This is a genomic window from Falsochrobactrum shanghaiense, from assembly GCF_003149535.1.
Taxonomy (GTDB): domain Bacteria; phylum Pseudomonadota; class Alphaproteobacteria; order Rhizobiales; family Rhizobiaceae; genus Brucella; species Brucella shanghaiense.
On record NZ_QGDB01000002.1, the window covers coordinates 754932 to 773450 of the forward strand.

The window sequence follows — 18519 nt, forward strand, 5'->3', positions numbered from 1 at the left end:
CACTCTCCCGTTTCAGTCCGGCTGCCGGATGAAATGCCCCTCTGACAGACGCGACCAGCGAGCGGGTTCGGCCTGATAGTTGAGGGGCTTCATGGGGCTGCGGGGTGGACCCGGATCGATCTTTATGCGCGTGCGCGTCTCGCGCTGGTCCGGATGCATGATCGGAATGGCGGAAAGCAGGCGCTGCGTATAGGGATGGCCCGGCCTGCCGATGACATCCTCGCGCGGACCGATTTCGACGATTTCGCCAAAATACATCACCGCCACCCGGTCGCAGATGCGCTCGACCGCAGCCATGTCGTGACTGATGAACAGGTAGGAGACGTCGAATTCCTTCTGAAGATCGATCATCAGTTCGATGATCTGCCCCTTGATCGCCACGTCGAGCGCGGAAACCGCCTCATCCGCAATGATCAGTCGTGGCGACATGGCGAGCGCGCGCGCAATGGAGATGCGCTGACGCTGGCCGCCTGAAAACTCGTGCGGCAGGCTCGATGCACGCGCGGGATCGAGGCCGACACGTTCCAGCAGCCATTCCATCTTCTGGCGGATTGCCGGGCCCTTTTCTATGCCATGCACCAGCATCGGCTCCATAATCGCCGAGCCGATGGTCTGTCTTGTATCCAGAGACCCGAACGGATCCTGAAAAATCATCTGCACATTGCGGCGCATATGGGCCAGGCTTCTGGCATCGCCATAATTGACTGACTGTCCGCCGACCAGCACCCTGCCCGATTCGAGCGGCGCAAGATTGATGATCGCCTTGCCGATGGTGGATTTGCCCGAGCCGGACTCGCCGACAAGGCCCAATGTCTCCCCCTTACCAATGGCGAAGGAGACGTTCTCCACCGCGTGGACATTACCTTTCACGCGACCAAGAAGACCCCCATGCACCGGAAAGCGGACCATCATGTCGTGGACTTCGATAACCGGCTCTGTACGCAGATCGATCGGCAAGGCCCCGACAGGCTCGGCCGGCGCCGTATTGGGCTTGAGCTTTCCCGCAAGGCTTGGAACCGCAGCAATGAGCGTGCGCGTATAGTTATCTTTCGGGTTGGAAAAGACCTCGTGTACCGTACCGCTCTCGATGAGCTTGCCATGGCGCATGACCAGAACGTCATCTGCCACTTCCGCCACGACGCCCATATCATGCGTGATGAAGAGGACGGCGGTACCAGATTCCTGCTGAAGATTTTTCAGCAGTTCAAGCGTCTGCGCCTGCACGGTCACGTCGAGCGCCGTGGTCGGCTCGTCGGCAATGATCAGCGACGGATTGCAGGCCAGCGCCATTGCAATCATCACTCGCTGGCGCATGCCGCCGGAAAAAGTATGCGGATATTGATTGATCCGCTCTTCCGGGTCCGGAATGCGCACTTTGCGCAGCATTTCCAGCACCGCTTCGCGCAGTTCCGCGCCCTTCAGCCTGCGGTGGATGCGAATGGCTTCGCCGATCTGGTCGCCTACGGTCTGCACCGGATTGAGCGAAGTCATCGGCTCCTGAAAGATCATGCTGATCTTGTCGCCGCGCACTGCACGCATCTGCTTTTCAGGCAGGGTGAGAAGCTCCTTGCCGTCCAGACGGATCGAGCCTTGCGTCCGCGCGATATGCTCAGGCAGCAGCCGCATGACGGCGAGCGAAGTCACACTCTTGCCGGAACCCGACTCGCCCACAAGGGCGAGGGTCTTGCCCGGCTGGATGCTGAAGCTCAGATCATGGACAACCGTTCTGCTGCCAAACGAAATCGTCAGGTTTTCAACGCTAATAGCGGGCTCATTACGCATCAGCTCGCATCCTTCAAACGTGGATCAATTGCATCGCGCAGGCCGTCGCCGATGAGGTTCAGGGCGAGAACGAGTATGAGGATCGCAATACTCGGAAACAGTGCGAGATGAAAAGAACTCAGAATATTGTCGAAGCCTTCGCGCACCATGCCGCCCCAGGTCGGCGTTGGCGGCGCAAGTCCGAGACCGATAAAGGCCAGCGACGCCTCGGTACGAACCGCGGTGGCCATCCACAGCGACGCCATCACCATGATTTCCGGCAGGATCGCAGGCAGGATATGGCGAAAGAGCGTGCGGGAATTGGAGAACCCCATCGCATGACATGCCTGCACATATTCGCGGTTGCGCTGCGTGATGACCCCGGCGCGCGCGATACGTGCGAAGGCCGGAATGGCGGTAAAGGCAATGGCGATCACGATATTGGTGAGCGTTGCGCCCATCAGCGCCACCAGCGCCAGACCCAGAATCAGCGATGGAAATGCCAGCACCACATCCATGATCTGCATCAGGATGATGTCGATGCGCCCGCCCGCATAGCCCGCCACCATGCCGATGACAGAGCCGATGATGAGCGCTACGACAATCGCCAGAAAGCCGATCGTCAGGGAGTAGCGCGCGCCAAAAAGCAGGCGGGAATAAATATCGCGTCCGAACTGATCCGTCCCGAGGATATTTTCCGCACTCGGCGGCGAAAGATAAAGAAGGATGTTCTGCGCATTGGGGTCATGCGTGGCAAGCAGCGGAGCGAAGATCGCACAAAGGATCAACGCCGCCACCAGCACGATGCCGAACCATGTAGACAGGTTGAGCCTGCCCAGAAATGCGCGAAAAGCATTGAGTGACGCCGCTTTATCTGCGGCAGCAGGTACAGCGTTTGTCATTTGTACTGAATCCGTGGGTCAAGGAAGCCATAGATCAGGTCGGTGAGCAGGTTCACCACGACCACCATCAATGTGTAAATCACGATCATGCCCTGAAGGAGCGTGTAATCGCGCTGGGTGAGCGCCGTGAGAATCAGCTTGCCCAGACCCGGACGCGAGAAGACGATCTCGGTCAGGACCGAATTGCCGATCAGAATGCCGAGATAAAGCCCGACCACCGTGGTGATGGGAATGAGGCAATTGCCAAGCGCATGACGCCAGATCACCGCATAGGGAGAAGCCCCCTTGGCGCGCGCCGTGCGCACGAAATCCTGATTGAGCACTTCCAGCATCGCCGAGCGCGTCACACGCGTGATGTAGGCCATCATGATGAGGGCGAGCGACAGGGTCGGCAGCGTCATCTGCCGCAGCCGGTCCACAATCCCGTCACCGCCGCCAGCACTGATCACCGGAAACCAGCGGAACTGAATGGCGAACACCATCAACAGAATGATTGCCGCGACGAATGCAGGCAGCGAGAGGCCCAGCAGCGAAATGAGGCGCAGCGCAAAATCAGGAAACTTGTTGCGCTTTACCGCAGCCCAGACCCCCATCGGCACGCCAAGAAGCACGCCAAGCAGCAAGGACGCAAAGGTCAGTTCCAGCGTATAGGGCAGCACCGACAGGATTTCCGTGCTGATGGGGCGCCCCGTAATCATCGAAGTGCCAAGATCGCCCTGCACCACGTTCCAGAGAAACTGGACATATTGAACCAGCAGCGGCTGATCGAGTCCCAGACGCTCGCGCAATGCGGCGACACTGGCCGGACTCGCCTGATCGCCCAGAATAACCAGCACCGGATCGCCCGGCAGGATTCTGACAATCAAAAAAACCAGCGTGAGGACACTGAATAGCGTCAGGGCAGCAAAGCCCAGTCGCTTTATCAGGAATGAGACCACCGCACACCTCCTCTTGCGTCGTCACGTAATCAGAACAGAAGTCAGGAAGTGAAAACAGCAAAGATGCCAGATATATTCGCTCCCCGCTCTCGAGCCGTCTCACCACCCAAGAGCACTCAAGAACCGCCAATCTTCCTTATCAGCGGCAGTCCTGTCAAGAATTCCTTTTATTAAAATGAAAAATGTGATATTATTCCAATAATTAGAATATGATGGTATTTACCTTGCTTGCTAACGCGTCTTCCAATGCAGTTCGGGCTCTGGACATTCTTCTGGTCATCGCCAATGCCCACGAAGATGGGCTGGCATTGGCGGAAATTGCCCAACAGCTTGGCGAAACGAAACCGGCCGTCCATCGCAGCATAACATCACTGCTGCATCGCGGCTTTGTCGAATCAGCGGGCAAGCGGGGGCACTATCGTCTGGGCCCGGCCATTTTCCTGCTGGCGCGCAGGCAGGCGCGGCTTGAGCCGCTGATCGCCAAGTTTGGCCCCGGCATGACGGAATTTGCCCGCCGCACGGGCTTCACCGTTTATATGATGGTTCAGGCCGGCGTGGATGCGGTTTGCGCGGAAATGATCAGCCGCTTCACCCAGCAGCAATTATGGATGGGAATCGGGGCGCGCGTCCCGATGGGCGTGGCGGCGGGCAGTCTCGCGCTGCTATCGATGTTGCCGGAAGCCGACGCGCGGCAGATTATCGAACGCAATGCTTCCCGCTATGCGCAGCACCCGGCTGTGCAGCATGTGGACGAAAAGGTCGTCGCTGCTCAGGCAGCCGATGCGCGGCGACGCGGATACGCCGTCAATCTGGGTTATTATTTGCCGGGAGAAGGTGGGATCGGCCTGCCGATCAAGGCGACGAGCATGTATGAGATGGATATAGCCATCTCCTTTACCGCGCCGCTGGAACTCATGACCGAAAGCTGGATCGAGAACATCGTCGGCGAGCTCAAAAGCTGCCTCGCATAAGATTTTACGCGCCTGTCACATCCAGTCCGAAATTATTCTGAAACGCTTCCAGATCGACATTGCCGCCGGACAGAATGACCACGGCGGTTCGTCCTTCCAGCGGGATTTTTTTGGCAAGCAGCGCCGCAAAAGCCACCGCGCCGCCCGGTTCCACCACCAGCTTCGTCACTTCAAAAAGCATGCGCACCGCGCGCGCGACTTCCAGATCATCGACCGCAAAGCCGCCGGAAAGATTGGCGAGATTGATCGGGAAAGTCACCTCGCCCGGCTCAGGCGTCACGATTGCATCGCAGATCGTGGTCGCGCCCGGCGCATTGGCGACACGCTCGCCCTTTTCAAGCGATCTGCATGTATCATCAAAGCCCGCGGGCTCAGCCGCATAGATTTTCACCCCGTCAAGCAGTTCCCTGAGCGCAATCGAAATGCCCGCGACAAGCCCGCCGCCGCCGACGGGGCAGAGCAGAAGATCGGCATGCGCGCCTGCTTCCTTGAGTTGCTGGGCGACTTCCAGTCCGATGGTTCCCTGCCCGGCGATGACCATTTCATCATCATAGGGCGGAACGAGAACAGCGCCCGTTTCGGCGCTGATCTTTTCCGCCATCGCCTTGCGATCTCCGCTCTGGCGATCATAAAGGACAAGCTCTGCGCCAAGCCGGCGCGTATTTTCGCGTTTGAGTTGCGGTGCATCAGCGGGCATGATGACCGTCGCGGCTATGCCAAAAGCGCCTGCCGCCGCCGCAACGCCCTGTGCGTGATTGCCGGATGAAAAAGCCACCACGCCGCGCGCGCGTAATTGCGGATCAAGAGCGGCAATCTTGTTATAGGCCCCGCGAAACTTGAAGGAACCGGTTCGTTGCAGGTTTTCAGCCTTGAACAATACCCTGCCGCCGAGCAATTCGTTGATCTGCCCGTATTCAAGAAGCGGGGTCCGGACATGACGGCCTTGCAACCGGTCATAAGCCTCCGAGATAGCGCTGAAATCCATCATGATCCTTCATCCTGTCACCTGCCGCGGAAATTCGAGCACTCCCTCATCCGCTCCCGCCAAGGCCGCATATAGACTATCAAACCCGGCCTCATCGGCAAGTATCGCATCGGCAATCGCCATGACTTTTTCCCGCTCCAGCCTCGCACGCGCAATCAGGACGAATTTCTCGATCAATTCGGCATCCGACGGCTTGTTATAAGGCTCGCCCCATGGCGCATTCACTTCGGCTTCAAATTCGCCGCGACGGCTGTGCACCACGACATGACAAGGAACCCTTGCAGGATACTGCGCATTCATTTCTTCACTGATATGAAGCTTGATCTTGCGCGCAAAGGCCTCGATCACCGGCTGGTCGAGAACGTCCGATGTCATAGGCATCAGCGATTGCTCTCCCTTGATCGCGGCAATCGCCATGACATAGGGCACGCTGAATTGCGCGTCGATCAGCGTTTGCGGCTCATAGCGATTGTTGAGCCACGCCGCCTGATTGAAGGTCTGGACGTCCACTGCCTCGACCTCCTCCGGCTTGAGATCGTGTTCCTGCATGACCGTCAGAAGCGCTTCAACCGCCGTATGCGTCCAGCGGCAGCAGGAATAGCGCTTGAAATAGGTGGAGAGGATCAGGAATTCACTGCCTAGACCATCGAGCATCCATTCGGAATCAAAACGCTCCTCGATATTGAGGGCATCCCGATTGCCCAGAAATCCATTGCCCGCCAGTTCCGCGCAGGACATCCCCACCACGACCGCCCATGGCAGGCTTTCCTTCACATCGCTGCCCATTTCCTGACTCAGCGTGAGATCCGACACGCGCGGCCCATAATAGGCGCAGATACCCAGCGCATGCGCGATCTGCCCGGCGTCCAGCCCCTTGAGCGCTGCGGCGGCAGCGGTCACGCCGAAAGCCGTATAGTTGGCGGAATGATAGGAGCGGCGCTTTTCAGCCCGCCCGACGCGGACCGCGACTTCATAGCCAATAGTGACGGCTTTCAGGATCGCGTCGCGATCCGATTTGAGAAACTCGCCCAGCGCCAGCACCGCAGGCACCACGCCAGCACCGGCATGACCGGATGCCTGACGGCTGCCATCGTCAATATCGAGGATCATGGCGGCGGTGGCATTGACCATCCCCGCTCCGACCGGGCTAAGCGTCATATCGCTGTACCAGACCGTGCAATCGCCTGCGCCGAAAAGGACAGGCGCGCTTGCCGCTACAGCGCCGACCGCCGACGCACCCTTTCCGGCTGCAGCACATCCTGTCACGTCGATGATGCAGCGCCGTGCCTGATGCGCGACTTGCGCGGGCAAGGCAGAATTCATGACATTCCACGCCCAGTCGGCGATTTTGTGAGCAGCCAGATCACCCATTTCGACATCCTCATTCAGCATTTCGTTCAGCCCAGCGAGTGATTGTTGACACGAAAAACAATTTCCTTCAAGTTTGACAAAAAAAGAACATTTGTTACGACAAGGAAAATGGTCATCGCAAACCCGACCGACCGCACCAGGATAGAAAACCAGTTGAAGGCCAGCTTTGACGATTTGCCGAAAAAGCTGCAAATCGCTGCGAAATATGTGCTCGATCATTCATCGCGTTTCGGGCTGGATTCAATCCGCGAGACGGCCAGCAGATGTGGTGTCTCGACCAACACGCTGGTCCGGCTTGCGCATCATCTGGGCTTTGAAAATTTTGATGATCTGCGCAATCCCTTTCGCAGCGCCCTGGCGTCGGAATTTCCCTTCGGCAGCGATGACGAATGGCTGCGCAGGATCGATACAGGCTCGCCGCTGGGACAGGCCCATGCCGGCACGGTGCGCAATACGCTCACCGTCGTGCGCGGCTCGCTCAATGATATTTCCACCGCCCGCCTGGAACGCATCGCCGATCTGATCATCAATGCCCGCACCGTCTATGTGACGGGACTGCGCGCGACCTATGCGATGGCTTATTATTTTCATTATATCATCAAGATATTGCGGCCCAATGCGCGATTAATCCCGTCCAATATGAACAGCCCCATCGAGGACCTCAACGATATTGGCCCTGACGACCTGCTCATCGCCATCACCTTTGCCCCCTACAGCAAGAGCATCCTTTATGCCTGCGAACAGGCAGTTCGCGCGAAGGCGCGGCTTGTCACGATTACGGATTCCGATGTGGCGATGCATCGCCTCGCCCCGGATGAAGCCATCGTCGCCACGATGGTGAGCAGTTACAGTTTCGCGCGTTATACGGGGTTGCTGGCCATAATCGAATCCATCATCAGCGGCCTGATAACGCAGATGGGTGAAGACGGGCAAAGGCGCATCGCCCATTACGAGCAGCTTCGCGCGCTGGCAGACGAAATATAAAAAACATTTTTTCTTTTGCGATGCACCACGGGAGCAGGCTTTGGACTCATTTCTTTTCCTGTTCCGATGCGCAGGATAATGCGTAAAACAAATAGATAGAGCGGTTCCGTTTAAACAGAAGCCACTCTAATCGCCCAGCAATTGCCGGTTGTCGCCATCGCGCGAGCGGACCAGTTCCTGCTTTATCTGCCTGAGAACATGAACCGCGCGATTGCGATCCGCATAAGCGACCATGTTGGCCAGAATATCGATGGCGGCCAGATAGGCATAACGCGTGGAAGTGGGCCGGAAGATATTCTTCCCCTCTTCGAGATCGATTGCAATGACGATGTCGGAAGCCAGCGCCACTGGTGAATTGCTCTGCGTGATCGCAATCGTGGGAATTTCACGCGCGCGCAGCAGCTTCATGCATTCAAGCAGGTCGCGGTCGCGCCCGGTGATCGACGAGCCGATCACGACGGTGCCCGGCTGGGCTGCGGCCGAAAGCATGTGATTCATGCTGTGATCGGTCGATGCATTGACGCGGCATCCCAGACGAAACAGGCGATTGTGCAATTCATTTGCGATCATGGCCGAGTTGCCCATTGCGCCAAAGGCCTGAATGAACTCGGCCCCGCGCAACAGATAGGCCGCGCGCTCCATAGCCTTCAGATCAAGCTGGCGATGTAGCTGGAAAAGGGCATTCTGCGCCTTGGTGATAATGTCTTCGGCGACTTCCTCGACCGTATTGGTCTGGGTTTCCGGCATGAGATAACGCAACCCGACATAGGTGATTTTTGCAAGCTGCACCTTGAAGTCGGAATAGCCCTGACACCCCAGACGCCTGCAAAAGCGCGTCACCGTTGGCGGAGAAACCCCCGCCTGCCCTGCCAGATCGGCAATCGAGGAATTGACGACAAGATCGACATTATCGAGCACGAAGGCGGCAAGCTTTTTCTCAAGTCCGGAAAATTTGCCTTCCTTATCCGACAAGGCATGAATAACGTCCATATGGGCTCCGGTGTGCATGGCTCAAAACATGACAAACCGCAGAATGTGAAAAAAAGTTTCACTTTTGCAAGGATTTCATGCATCTGAATAGATAGTAGCTTTATAAATGCACCAATCAAGAAATTAATATACATATTGATTGGTTTCTGAGTTTTCATGCAGAAAGGCGATAAAATGCAATTTCCCTGGCCAGAAACGGGTACACCGGTCGAAAATATTCCCACGCCGATGCCTGTGATCGATGAAGACAGGCTGGCATCCAATATTGCCCGCGCCCAGGCCTATTTCGACGAGCATGGCAAGGCTTTCCGTCCGCATATCAAGACACATAAAATCCCGGCCATAGCGCATCAGCAACAGGAGGCCGGTGCAACCGGCATTAATTGCCAGAAGATCACGGAAGCCGAAGTCTTCGCCGATGCAGGTTTTGGAGATATTCTGATCACCTATAACATCCTCGGAGCGGCCAAACTCGCACGCCTGAAGGCGCTCAACGACAAAATCAGCGGCCTGAAAGTCACGGCGGATAATGAAACCGTCATAGAAGGTCTTGCGAAAACATTCGATGCCGCGCGACCATTGTCGATTCTCATTGAATGCGACACCGGCGGCAAGCGCTGCGGTGTTCAGACGCCGGAGGCCGCCGTCAAGCTGGCCGAACTGATTGCGGCGCAGCCGGGACTGCGCTTTGCCGGAATTCTGACCTATCCCGCCCCTGCGGGTGCAGCGGCAGTCGAGGCTTTCATCACCGAAACGATGGCAAAGCTTGCGGAAAAAGGGATTGAATGCCCGATCCGCTCCAATGGCGGCTCGCCCGATCTTTATAAGGGGCATCTGGTGCCCTCGGCCACGGAACATCGCGCCGGTACTTATGTCTATAACGACCGCAGCATGGTGCGCGCCGGCCATTGCACGCTCGATGATGTCGCCATGCATGTTCTGGCGACGGTCGTTTCAAGACCTGCACCGGACAGGGCCGTGCTCGACTGTGGCTCAAAGGCGCTGACCTCCGATCTGCTTGGCTTTGCCGATCATGGCCTTATCGAAGGCTATGAAGGGGCGCGCATCGTCTCGCTTTCGGAAGAACATGCGGTGGTCGATCTTTCGCAATGCACCACAGAATTCGCGCCTGTGGGCGCGATCGTCCACGTCATTCCAAACCATACCTGCGTGGTGAGCAACCTGTTCGATTATATGGTTTTTCATCGCAATGGCCGTGTGACCCGCGTGGAAAAAGTCGCCGCGCGCGGAACTGTCTGGTGAACGGCGGGAGTTTCCCTGCCGGAAGCTCAAGCCTCTTTGTGAAATCCACGAAAAAGAGCGCGGTTTTCGCGCTCTTTTTTTCATTTCCACAAGGGCGGACACGATCATTCCTGCCCGACCCATAATCGCGAAACCATTGAGGCTCTTCATATTTTTGCTTTCAACGACAGCCCACAGCCCCAAACGTTTCCTGAAAATCAATTTCATCAATTTTCAACTGCGCACCGTGTGCATAGGGATTACCCGCAATTACGGTTGACAATATTGAGTTTACCCGCATTAATGAGAAAATAATTTACATGGAATGATAACAGGGCGAACATCCAGAAACTGATCCTATTTCCTTTTTACAACATGCTGCACCGCAAGCTTGTCCGGTTTCAGGCCATTTGCGCGTGATGCGGCTTCCCAACCCGGAAACCGGGTTCACCTGCCGGAGCGGACAGGAGAACATGGCAATTTCCATCTCATTCGCGGACTGTATCATTCGGATTTGAAACATGCGGATTTTCACGGCTTCTCTGGCAACCGAAACAAATACCTTCTCGCCTGTCCCCACAGACATGGATTCGTTCAAGGCTGCTTTTTATGCCGGGCCGGGACAGCATCCGGAAACGCCGACACTGTGTTCTTCGGTCGTGCCGATCCTGCGCCGCCGCGGCAAAGCCGAAGGCTTCACGGTCATTGAGGGCACCTCGTGCTGGGCCGAGCCCGCCGGCCTCATCCAGCAACAGACCTATGAGACGTTGCGCGACACCATTCTTGACGAATTGAAGGCCGCCTTGCCGGTCGACGCGGTCATTCTCGGCCTTCACGGCGCCATGGTCGCACAGGGCTATGACGATCCAGAAGGCGACCTCCTGAGCCGGGTTCGCGAAATGGTCGGGCCGGAGGTGCTGATTGCCGCCGAGTTCGACCCGCACAGCCATCTGACCGCAAGACGGCTGGCCAATCTCGATCTCATGGCGGCATTTCTCGAATTTCCGCATACCGATTTCGAAGAACGCGGCGAGCATGTGGTCGATCTCGCATTGCGGACGCTGCGCGGCGAAATAAAGCCTTTAATATCGACTTTCGATTGCCGCATGATCACGATTTACCCGACCAGCCGCGAACCGATGCGTTCATTCGTCGACCGGCTGAAAGCCATGCAGGGCAAGAATGGCATCCTGTCGATTTCGGTCATTCATGGCTTCATGGCGGGCGACGTGCCGGATATGGGCACGCGCATCGTCGTGGTCAGCGATGGGAACAAGGTGGAAGGCGACCGGCTCGCGCAGGAACTGGGCCATGAACTTTACCATATGCGCAAACTGACCGCCATGCCGATGCTGGAGACGGAAGCTGGGCTCGACCGGGTTCTGGCCATACGCGAACAGAACCCTTCCCTCCCCGTCGTGATTTCCGACATATGGGACAATCCGGGCGGCGGCGTGGCGGGTGACGCGACCTATATTCTGCGCCGCATGATGGAGCGCGGAATGGACAATTTCGCGGTTGCCACCATCTGGGATCCGGTGGCCGTTTCCTTCTGCCATGCGGCGGGAGAAGGCGCGGAGCTTGAAATTCGTATTGGCGGAAAATCCTCATGGCAGGGCGGCGAACCGCTCGACATGCGGGTGACGATCCGCAAGGTGGTGGAGGCAGGCTGGCAGAGTTTCCGCAACAGCCGCGTCAATCTAGGCCGCGTGGCGGTCATCCGGCCCATCGGTACGCAGATCGACATTATTCTCATCACGAGCCGTTCGCAGACTTACGAACCGGATATTTTTTCCAATCTCGACATTGATTTTGCAGCCAGGGATGTGCTGCTCGTCAAATCGACCAATCATTTCCAGGCGGGCTTTCAACCGATCTCCTCCGAGATCGTCTATATCGCCGCGCCGACATCCTATCCGACAAATCCAGCGGTTACGCCCTACCGGAAGGCAAGCCTTGAGCTTTGGCCGCGTGTGGCCGATCCGCTGGGACTGGATTAACAGCGCAGACTGTGGAGTGTCTGCTTTCAAGGGGAGTTGATATGAAAAAAGGTTTCTTGCTGGCTGCTGCAGGTGCGGCACTCATGTGTTCAAGCGCATTGGCGATGGCTCAGGCCTCCGACGGCGTGCTGACGATTGCAACCATCGGCGAGCCGCCCACGCTCGACGTGATGCAGACGCCGACCGACATCGTCCTGACGATCGATCAGCATATTTTCGAAACGCTTTATACCTATGATCAGCAATGGAAGTCGGTGCCGCTCCTTGCAGCCGACATGCCGACAATATCCGAAGACGGGCTGGAATACCGCATTCCCCTGCGTGAAGGCGTGAAATTCCACGATGGCAGCGATTTCGATTCAAAGGACGTGGTGGCCTCGCTCAAGCGCTGGACGGAAATCAATTCCAAAGGCAAGCAGGTCGCGGAAATCATTGAAAATATGAGCGAAGATGGCGACCATGCGGTAATCATCAAGCTCAAATCGCGTTATGCGCCGCTTCTTGCCACCCTTTCGCAAGCTTCCGTCATCATTCCATCGGAAACCGTGGAAGACACGCTGACGCAATTTATCGGAACCGGCCCTTATGCGCTGAAAGAACGCAAGCCCGACCAATATACCCAGCTTGTGCGTTTCGAGGATTATAAATCGCCCGAAGGCGAGCCGAGCAATTATGCGGGCAAGCGCGAAGCCATTGCAAAAGAGCTGCATTTCGTGCCGGTGCCGGACGCCAATACCCGTGTCGAGGGCCTGATTTCCGGTCAGTTCGATTTCGCAGATTCCCTGCCCGTCAGTGCTTATGAGCGTATCGAGGCCAGCGACAAGGCAAAGCCGGTTATCTTCGAGAATTCCGGCTGGGCATCGCTCAACATGAATATGAAGGAAGGTCCGCTCGTCAAAAAGGAACTGCGCCAGGCGGTGCAGGCAGCGCTCAATGCGTCCGACATGATGCTTGCAGCCTTTTCGGATGACCGTTTCTACACCGTCGATGGCTCGATCTTCCCCAATGGCTCCTTCTGGCATACGGAAGCCGGTGTTGCGCGTTATGGCGAGGGTGATCCTGAAGCTGCGGCAAAACTCCTTGAGGAAGCCGGCTATGACGGCACGCCCATTCGCCTGATGACCAGCCGCCAGTATGAATTCCACTACAAGATCGGTGAAGTAGCCAAGGCCTATCTGGAAGCGTCCGGCTTCAAGGTCGACTTGCAGGTGGTGGATTGGGCAACGCTGACGACGCGGCGCGCCGATCCCAAGGAATGGGATATTTTCATCACCCATTCCAACTTCCCCGGCGATCCGACGACCATCAATACCATCACGGACACCTATCCGGGCTGGTACGTCTCGGATCAGAAGGCCAAGGCCGTTGCCGACTATATGGAAGCGACGACCGACGAAGCCAAGCAGAAGGCGTGGGAAGGCATCCAGACCGTCATCTATGAGGATGCGCCGCTCTACAAGGTCGGCAATTTCAATGCGCTGACCGGATTGGCCAATTCGGTGGAAGGTTATACCCCGACCTATTGGCCGCATTTCTGGAATGTAACTCCGGCAAAGTGAGGCGCTGATATGCACAGGATCGCCCGGGCACTGTTACACCGTCTGCTAGGCATGGTTGTCGTGCTTGCTCTCGTGGTGACAGTCGTATTCGTCATTGTCCGGGTCACGCCCGGCGATCCGGCGGCAGTCATGCTCGGGTCCGACGCGACGCCGCAGGATATTGCAGACCTGCGCGCGCGAATGGGCCTCGACGCACCGCTTCTTGTACAATATGGCCAGTTCGTCCTGGGGATATTCCAGGGCGATCTGGGCCAGTCGATATTTCTCAACCAGCCTGTCACCCAGGCACTCGCCTCGCGTGCGGAGCCGACTTTTTTCCTCACGCTGTTCTCCATCCTGATTGCGGTGCTGATCGCGCTGCCGGTCGGTGTGCTTTCGGCGGTAAAACGCGGCACCTTGTTCGACCAGTCGGTCGTCACGCTGACCATGATTGCAGCGAGCGTGCCCAGCTTCTGGCTTGGATTGATACTCATTCAGGTTTTCGCCGTTCAATATGGCTGGCTTCCCGCATCCGGCTATGGCGGGCCTGATACAAGCTTTCTGGTGCGCATCCAGCATCTCATCCTGCCTGCCGGGGCGCTGGGCGTGGTCAATTCGGCCCTCATTACGCGCTTTACGCGAGCAGCCATGCTCGATGTGCTTGGCGACGATTATGTGCGCACCGCGCGCGCCAAGGGCGCCAGCGAAGCGCGCGTCATTCTCAAGCATGCGTTCAAGAATGCGCTCGTGCCGATCATCACCGTCATCGGCCTGTCGATCGCCATGCTGGTGGCCGGTGCTGTCGTCACCGAAACCGTGTTTGGCCTGCCGGGCATCGGCAATCTCGTCGTCTCGGCTGTATTGCGGCGCGACTATCCCGTTATTCAGGGAACATTGCTTGTCGTCGCAGCCATTTATGTCCTGATCAATTTTCTGGTCGATATGCTTTACATTCTGGTCGATCCGAGGGTACGCCTGTGACACTCGCTTCTCTCTCCATGCCCTTCGCAAGCAGCCTGCGCCGCCTGTTTGGCAATCGCGCCATTCTTCTTGGCGCACTCATTTTGCTGATCGTGGTGCTGGCAGCATTGCTTGCGCCATGGGTCTCGCCCTATGCGCCCAACAAGCTCTCCATCGTCAACAAGTTGCAGGAACCGTCCTGGGCCCATTTTTTCGGCACGGATGAATTCGGGCGCGATATTTTTTCACGCGCGATCTATGCCGGGCGCATATCGCTCCTCGTCAGCCTCGGCGTTGTCGTCATCTCGACGATCATCGGCGTCATTCTAGGAGTCGCAGCCGGATATTTCCGCAAGCTCGACACGCCGATTTCACGCCTGCTTGATGCCATGATGTCCTTTCCCGACATTCTGCTGGCCATCGCGCTGGTCGCAGCCCTCGGGCCATCGCTGATTACGGTGATTATCGCGCTTGGCATTACCTATGCGCCGCGTCTGGCGCGTATCGTGCGCGGCTCGACACTCGTTATTCGTGAAATGCCTTATATCGAGGCCGCCGTGTCGCTCGGCCTGCCGACATGGCAGATATTGCTGCGGCATGTGCTGCTCAATCTGGCATCCCCCATTCTGGTGCAGGCGACATTCGTCTTTGCCTCCGCCATGCTTGCCGAAGCAAGCCTCTCCTTCCTGGGCGTGGGTGTCTCGGCTGACATGCCGACCTGGGGGACGATGCTGGCATCGGGCCGCGAATATATGAACAATGCGCCGTGGCTGATGCTGTTTCCGGGTCTGGCGATCGTCTTTTCCGTTCTCTCGCTGCAACTTGTCGGTGACGGCCTGCGCGATCTCGTCGATCCGCGACTTGCGAAGGAAAGCTGATCATGACTGGTATTGGTGAAACCTCGCAGCCGGTATTGTCGGTTGAAAATCTAACGACCTCGTTCAAGACGGGAGATGACTGGCGCTCTATCATCCGTAATATCAGCTTTCATGTCGAGGCGGGCGAAACCGTTGCAATCGTCGGCGAAAGCGGATCGGGCAAAAGCGTGACCGCCCTTTCCACCATGCGACTGCTGCCCAGGGACAAGTCGAAATCCGAAGGGCGCATATTGCTCGACGGGCGCGACCTGCTTCAGATTTCGGAAAAGGAAATGCGCTCGGTGCGCGGCGGCTCCATAGGCATGATCTTTCAGGAGCCCATGACCTCGCTCAACCCGGTCTTTACGGTTGGAAACCAGCTGGCGGAAGCGCTTGTTCTCCATCAGAAACTAAGCTGGAAACAGGCGGAATCCGAAGCCTTGCGCCTTATGGAGCGCGTGCGTATTCCCGCCGCCAGAACGCGCCTGAACGAATATCCGCATAAATTTTCAGGCGGCATGCGCCAGCGCGTGATGATCGCCATGGCATTGGCCTGTCGGCCCAGGCTGCTGATCGCCGATGAGCCTACGACTGCGCTCGACGTCACCATTCAGGCGGAAATCCTGCATCTCATTCGTGAATTGCAGCGCGAAGAGAATATGGCGGTCCTGTTCATCACCCATGATATGGGTGTGGTTGCGGAAGTGGCCGACCGCACTGTCGTCATGTTTCGCGGCGACATGATTGAAACCGGACAAACGGAAGAAATTTTTGCAGCCCCCCGGGCCATCTATACAAAATCGCTTCTCGCATCCATTCCCCGGCTGGGAACGATGGGCGACGCGAAAGCGCCAAAGCATTTTCCGCATGTCGATCCCGAAACGGGCAACGCCACCGATGGCGCGGAGACAAAGCCGGTGCTGGCAGAGCGGGAGCCTATTCTCAAGGCTTCCAATATCGTGGTCCGGTTCGATCTGCCCCATGGCCGTATTCACGCCGTCGAAGACGTATCCTTCGATCTTCGCCCCGGTGAAACGCTTGCACTGGTAGGCGAATCGGGCTGCGGAAAATCAACCACCGGGCGTGCGATCATGCGGTTGCAGCAGCCGACTTCGGGCAATATCATCATTGACGGTGAAGATATAACCAGTCTTGGCGCCTCCGCCCTGCGAGCCATGCGCCGCAATACGCAGATGATTTTTCAGGATCCGTTTGCGTCGCTCAATCCGCGCATAAAGATCGGCGCTGCAATTGCCGAACCCATCCTTTCGCATAAGCTGATGGGCAAGGCACAGGCAAGGGATCGCGTCGCGGAACTGCTCGAACAGGTCGGGCTTTCGGCATTCATGGCCGATCGTTTTCCGCACGAATTTTCCGGCGGGCAGCGCCAGCGCATTTCCATTGCCCGTGCCCTTGCGCTCAATCCGAAACTGATCGTCGCGGACGAGGCGGTTTCCGCGCTCGACGTTTCCGTCAAGGCGCAGGTGGCCAATCTTCTGCTGGACTTGCAGGAACAGCACAATCTTGCCTATCTCTTCATCAGTCATGACATGGCGGTGGTGGAACGGCTGAGTCATCGGGTCGCGGTGATGTATCTGGGCGAAATTGTCGAGATCGGACCGCGGGAAGCGGTGTTCAACAACCCGCAGCATCCTTACACGAAGCGGCTGATTTCCGCCGTTCCCATTCCCGACCCGAAATTGCGCGGCCTTGCGCGGCCCAAATTGAGCACGGAGATCAAAAGCCCGCTGCGTCCGCTCGATTATGTCCCCGTCAAGCGCACTTATATCGAAGTGTCGCCGGGGCATTTCGTGCATGAAATTTCCGAGCAGGACGAGCGGCTTTCCGCAGCATGAACGACGATTTTATGCTATCGACGGCGCGTATCGAATGAAGGAGTTACCCATGAGCAATGAAAAACTGATCCGTTATGAAACCGCCGACAGCCAGGCAGGCGGCCAGCGCCGTCCCTTTGCCAAGGCCGTCCGCGCAGGCGATTTCGTCTATGTTTCCGGACAGGTTCCAACCGTCGATGGCGAAGTCGTAGCCGGCAATATCGTCGCCCAGACGGAGCAGGTCATTGCCAATATCAAGGACGTGCTGGCGCTGGTCGATTGCACCCTCGCCGATGTGGTGAAGGTCAATGCCTGGCTGGATGACGCCCGCGATTTTTCAAGCTTCAATGCCGTGTTTCAAAAACACTTCATCGACAATCCGCCCGCGCGCTCCACGGTGCAGTCACCGCTGATGATCGACGCCAGGGTGGAAATGGACGTGATCGCATACAAGCCTCTGGCGTAAGCTACGCACGACACAGCCTTGCAGCCAGAGCATCATGCGTCTGGCGGCAAGGCTGCCATATGGTCAGTTCGCGCCTGAAGGATCCTTTGGATAAGCCTTCCTGAACGCCTCCACGCCCGCAAGCTCTGCACCGATGCGGCGGATATTTGCAAATGGGCTCAGATCGACTTCCCAGCGCTGTGCATTATAGAGTTGCGGCGCAAGGCAAATATCGGCAAGCGTTATGCTGTCACCATGGCAGAAGCGCCCTGTGTCGGGATGGTCGAGCATCTTTTCCAGCGCACCAAATCCCAAAGCGATGAAATGTTGCTGCCAGCTTTTCATGCTTATATTGCCGTCTGAATTCTGCGCCGCATAGGAGCCGACGCGAAGATTGCAGACGGCATGGATTTCCATCGCCACCGCATAAGCCAGCGCACGCACGCGCGCCCGACCGGCAGCGTCCAATGGCAAGAAAACCGGCCCGCGCGTCTCGTCGAGATATTCAAGGATTGCAAGCGACTGCGTCAGCGATACGCCATCTATTTCAAGCGTCGGCACAAGACCTTGCGGATTGCGCGAAAGATTGGTCTCGCTGTGCTGCTGCCCCTCTACAAGATTAACGGCTTCCGATTCGTAAGGCAGATCGAGCAGATTGAGCGCGATACGAACTCTATAAGCGGCGGATGAACGCCAAAATTCATAAAATTTTGTCACTTAATATTCTCCCGGGCGATTTC

16 protein-coding genes are annotated in these 18519 nt (G+C 57.2%); 9 read left to right on the forward strand and 7 right to left on the reverse strand.

The annotated features are described in order from the left end of the window. Positions 1-12: 12 nt before the first annotated feature. From DKP76_RS07595 to DKP76_RS07605, 3 genes are read right to left on the reverse strand one after another with little or no spacing between them, the layout of a single operon-like run. The gene (locus DKP76_RS07595; protein WP_109705799.1) at positions 13-1782 is read right to left on the reverse strand and encodes an ABC transporter ATP-binding protein; all 1770 of its coding nucleotides are present in this window, start codon (positions 1780-1782) and stop codon (positions 13-15) included. Continuing rightward, positions 1782-2663 (reverse strand): ABC transporter permease, encoded by an 882-nt coding sequence (locus DKP76_RS07600; protein WP_109705800.1) that lies wholly within the window; start codon positions 2661-2663, stop codon positions 1782-1784. Before DKP76_RS07600 ends, DKP76_RS07595 begins: the two co-directional genes overlap by 1 nt. Continuing rightward, positions 2660-3601, reverse strand: a complete 942-nt coding sequence (locus DKP76_RS07605; protein ID WP_109705801.1) for an ABC transporter permease — start codon at positions 3599-3601, stop codon at positions 2660-2662. The genes DKP76_RS07600 and DKP76_RS07605 overlap by 4 nt, the downstream gene beginning before the upstream one ends. A 209-nt stretch (positions 3602-3810) precedes the next feature. Between DKP76_RS07605 and DKP76_RS07610 the strand changes: the two genes are divergently transcribed. Then, positions 3811-4572, forward strand: a complete 762-nt coding sequence (locus DKP76_RS07610) for an IclR family transcriptional regulator (RefSeq protein ID WP_245410174.1) — start codon at positions 3811-3813, stop codon at positions 4570-4572. A gap of 4 nt (positions 4573-4576) precedes the next feature. On the opposite strand, the gene DKP76_RS07615 is transcribed toward DKP76_RS07610, so the two are convergent. Further along, entirely contained in the window at positions 4577-5560 is a 984-nt protein-coding gene (locus tag DKP76_RS07615; RefSeq protein ID WP_109705802.1) for a threonine ammonia-lyase, read from the reverse strand. A gap of 6 nt (positions 5561-5566) precedes the next feature. Beyond that, complete coding sequence (locus tag DKP76_RS07620) at positions 5567-6949, reverse strand: MmgE/PrpD family protein (RefSeq protein ID WP_158279428.1); 1383 nt, start codon at positions 6947-6949, stop codon at positions 5567-5569. Positions 6950-7036: 87 nt separating this feature from the next. Between DKP76_RS07620 and DKP76_RS18995 the strand changes: the two genes are divergently transcribed. Then, positions 7037-7912, forward strand: a complete 876-nt coding sequence (locus DKP76_RS18995; protein ID WP_146198912.1) for a MurR/RpiR family transcriptional regulator — start codon at positions 7037-7039, stop codon at positions 7910-7912. A 126-nt stretch (positions 7913-8038) separates the two neighbouring features. Here DKP76_RS18995 and DKP76_RS07635 read toward each other — a convergent pair whose 3' ends face one another. Continuing rightward, positions 8039-8902: a MurR/RpiR family transcriptional regulator gene (locus DKP76_RS07635; RefSeq protein ID WP_109705805.1), complete on the reverse strand. Its 864-nt coding sequence runs from the start codon at positions 8900-8902 to the stop codon at positions 8039-8041. 174 nt (positions 8903-9076) lie between these two features. Between DKP76_RS07635 and DKP76_RS07640 the strand changes: the two genes are divergently transcribed. From DKP76_RS07640 to DKP76_RS07670, 7 genes are all read left to right on the forward strand, one after another. Continuing rightward, entirely contained in the window at positions 9077-10165 is a 1089-nt protein-coding gene (locus DKP76_RS07640) for a D-TA family PLP-dependent enzyme (protein WP_109705903.1), read from the forward strand. Between the two features lie 500 nt (positions 10166-10665). Then, a complete protein-coding gene (locus DKP76_RS07645) occupies positions 10666-12144 on the forward strand; it encodes a M81 family metallopeptidase (protein ID WP_109705806.1) in 1479 nt (492 codons plus the stop codon). A gap of 41 nt (positions 12145-12185) precedes the next feature. Next, positions 12186-13703 carry an ABC transporter substrate-binding protein gene (locus tag DKP76_RS07650; protein ID WP_109705807.1) on the forward strand — a complete coding sequence of 506 codons (1518 nt, stop codon included), beginning with the start codon at positions 12186-12188 and terminating at the stop codon, positions 13701-13703. A gap of 18 nt (positions 13704-13721) precedes the next feature. Next, positions 13722-14663 (forward strand): ABC transporter permease, encoded by a 942-nt coding sequence (locus DKP76_RS07655; RefSeq protein WP_199224780.1) that lies wholly within the window; start codon positions 13722-13724, stop codon positions 14661-14663. Between the two features lie 17 nt (positions 14664-14680). Continuing rightward, positions 14681-15520, forward strand: a complete 840-nt coding sequence (locus tag DKP76_RS07660; RefSeq protein WP_109705809.1) for an ABC transporter permease — start codon at positions 14681-14683, stop codon at positions 15518-15520. A 2-nt stretch (positions 15521-15522) separates the two neighbouring features. Then, complete coding sequence (locus DKP76_RS07665; RefSeq protein ID WP_109705810.1) at positions 15523-17355, forward strand: ABC transporter ATP-binding protein; 1833 nt, start codon at positions 15523-15525, stop codon at positions 17353-17355. A gap of 49 nt (positions 17356-17404) precedes the next feature. Then, positions 17405-17800, forward strand: a complete 396-nt coding sequence (locus tag DKP76_RS07670; RefSeq protein ID WP_109705811.1) for a RidA family protein — start codon at positions 17405-17407, stop codon at positions 17798-17800. A 63-nt stretch (positions 17801-17863) separates the two neighbouring features. On the opposite strand, the gene maiA is transcribed toward DKP76_RS07670, so the two are convergent. After that, positions 17864-18496, reverse strand: coding sequence for a maleylacetoacetate isomerase (gene maiA, locus DKP76_RS07675; protein ID WP_109705812.1), 633 nt, complete (start codon positions 18494-18496; stop codon positions 17864-17866). Positions 18497-18519 lie beyond the last annotated feature (23 nt).

What these genes read in the sequence shown, in the direction of transcription:
- DKP76_RS07645 (WP_109705806.1), top strand. Translation starts at nt 10,666, where the DNA reads ATGCGGATTTTCACGGCTTCTCTGGCAACCGAAACAAATACCTTCTCG.
- DKP76_RS07635 (WP_109705805.1), bottom strand. Translation starts at nt 8,902, where the DNA reads ATGGACGTTATTCATGCCTTGTCGGATAAGGAAGGCAAATTTTCCGGA.
- DKP76_RS07660 (WP_109705809.1), top strand. Translation starts at nt 14,681, where the DNA reads ATGCCCTTCGCAAGCAGCCTGCGCCGCCTGTTTGGCAATCGCGCCATT.
- DKP76_RS07610 (WP_245410174.1), top strand. Translation starts at nt 3,811, where the DNA reads ATGATGGTATTTACCTTGCTTGCTAACGCGTCTTCCAATGCAGTTCGG.
- DKP76_RS07665 (WP_109705810.1), top strand. Translation starts at nt 15,523, where the DNA reads ATGACTGGTATTGGTGAAACCTCGCAGCCGGTATTGTCGGTTGAAAAT.
- DKP76_RS07620 (WP_158279428.1), bottom strand. Translation starts at nt 6,949, where the DNA reads ATGCTGAATGAGGATGTCGAAATGGGTGATCTGGCTGCTCACAAAATC.
- DKP76_RS07670 (WP_109705811.1), top strand. Translation starts at nt 17,405, where the DNA reads ATGAGCAATGAAAAACTGATCCGTTATGAAACCGCCGACAGCCAGGCA.
- DKP76_RS07595 (WP_109705799.1), bottom strand. Translation starts at nt 1,782, where the DNA reads ATGCGTAATGAGCCCGCTATTAGCGTTGAAAACCTGACGATTTCGTTT.
- DKP76_RS07650 (WP_109705807.1), top strand. Translation starts at nt 12,186, where the DNA reads ATGAAAAAAGGTTTCTTGCTGGCTGCTGCAGGTGCGGCACTCATGTGT.
- DKP76_RS07640 (WP_109705903.1), top strand. Translation starts at nt 9,077, where the DNA reads ATGCAATTTCCCTGGCCAGAAACGGGTACACCGGTCGAAAATATTCCC.
- DKP76_RS07615 (WP_109705802.1), bottom strand. Translation starts at nt 5,560, where the DNA reads ATGATGGATTTCAGCGCTATCTCGGAGGCTTATGACCGGTTGCAAGGC.
- DKP76_RS07600 (WP_109705800.1), bottom strand. Translation starts at nt 2,663, where the DNA reads ATGACAAACGCTGTACCTGCTGCCGCAGATAAAGCGGCGTCACTCAAT.
- DKP76_RS18995 (WP_146198912.1), top strand. Translation starts at nt 7,037, where the DNA reads ATGGTCATCGCAAACCCGACCGACCGCACCAGGATAGAAAACCAGTTG.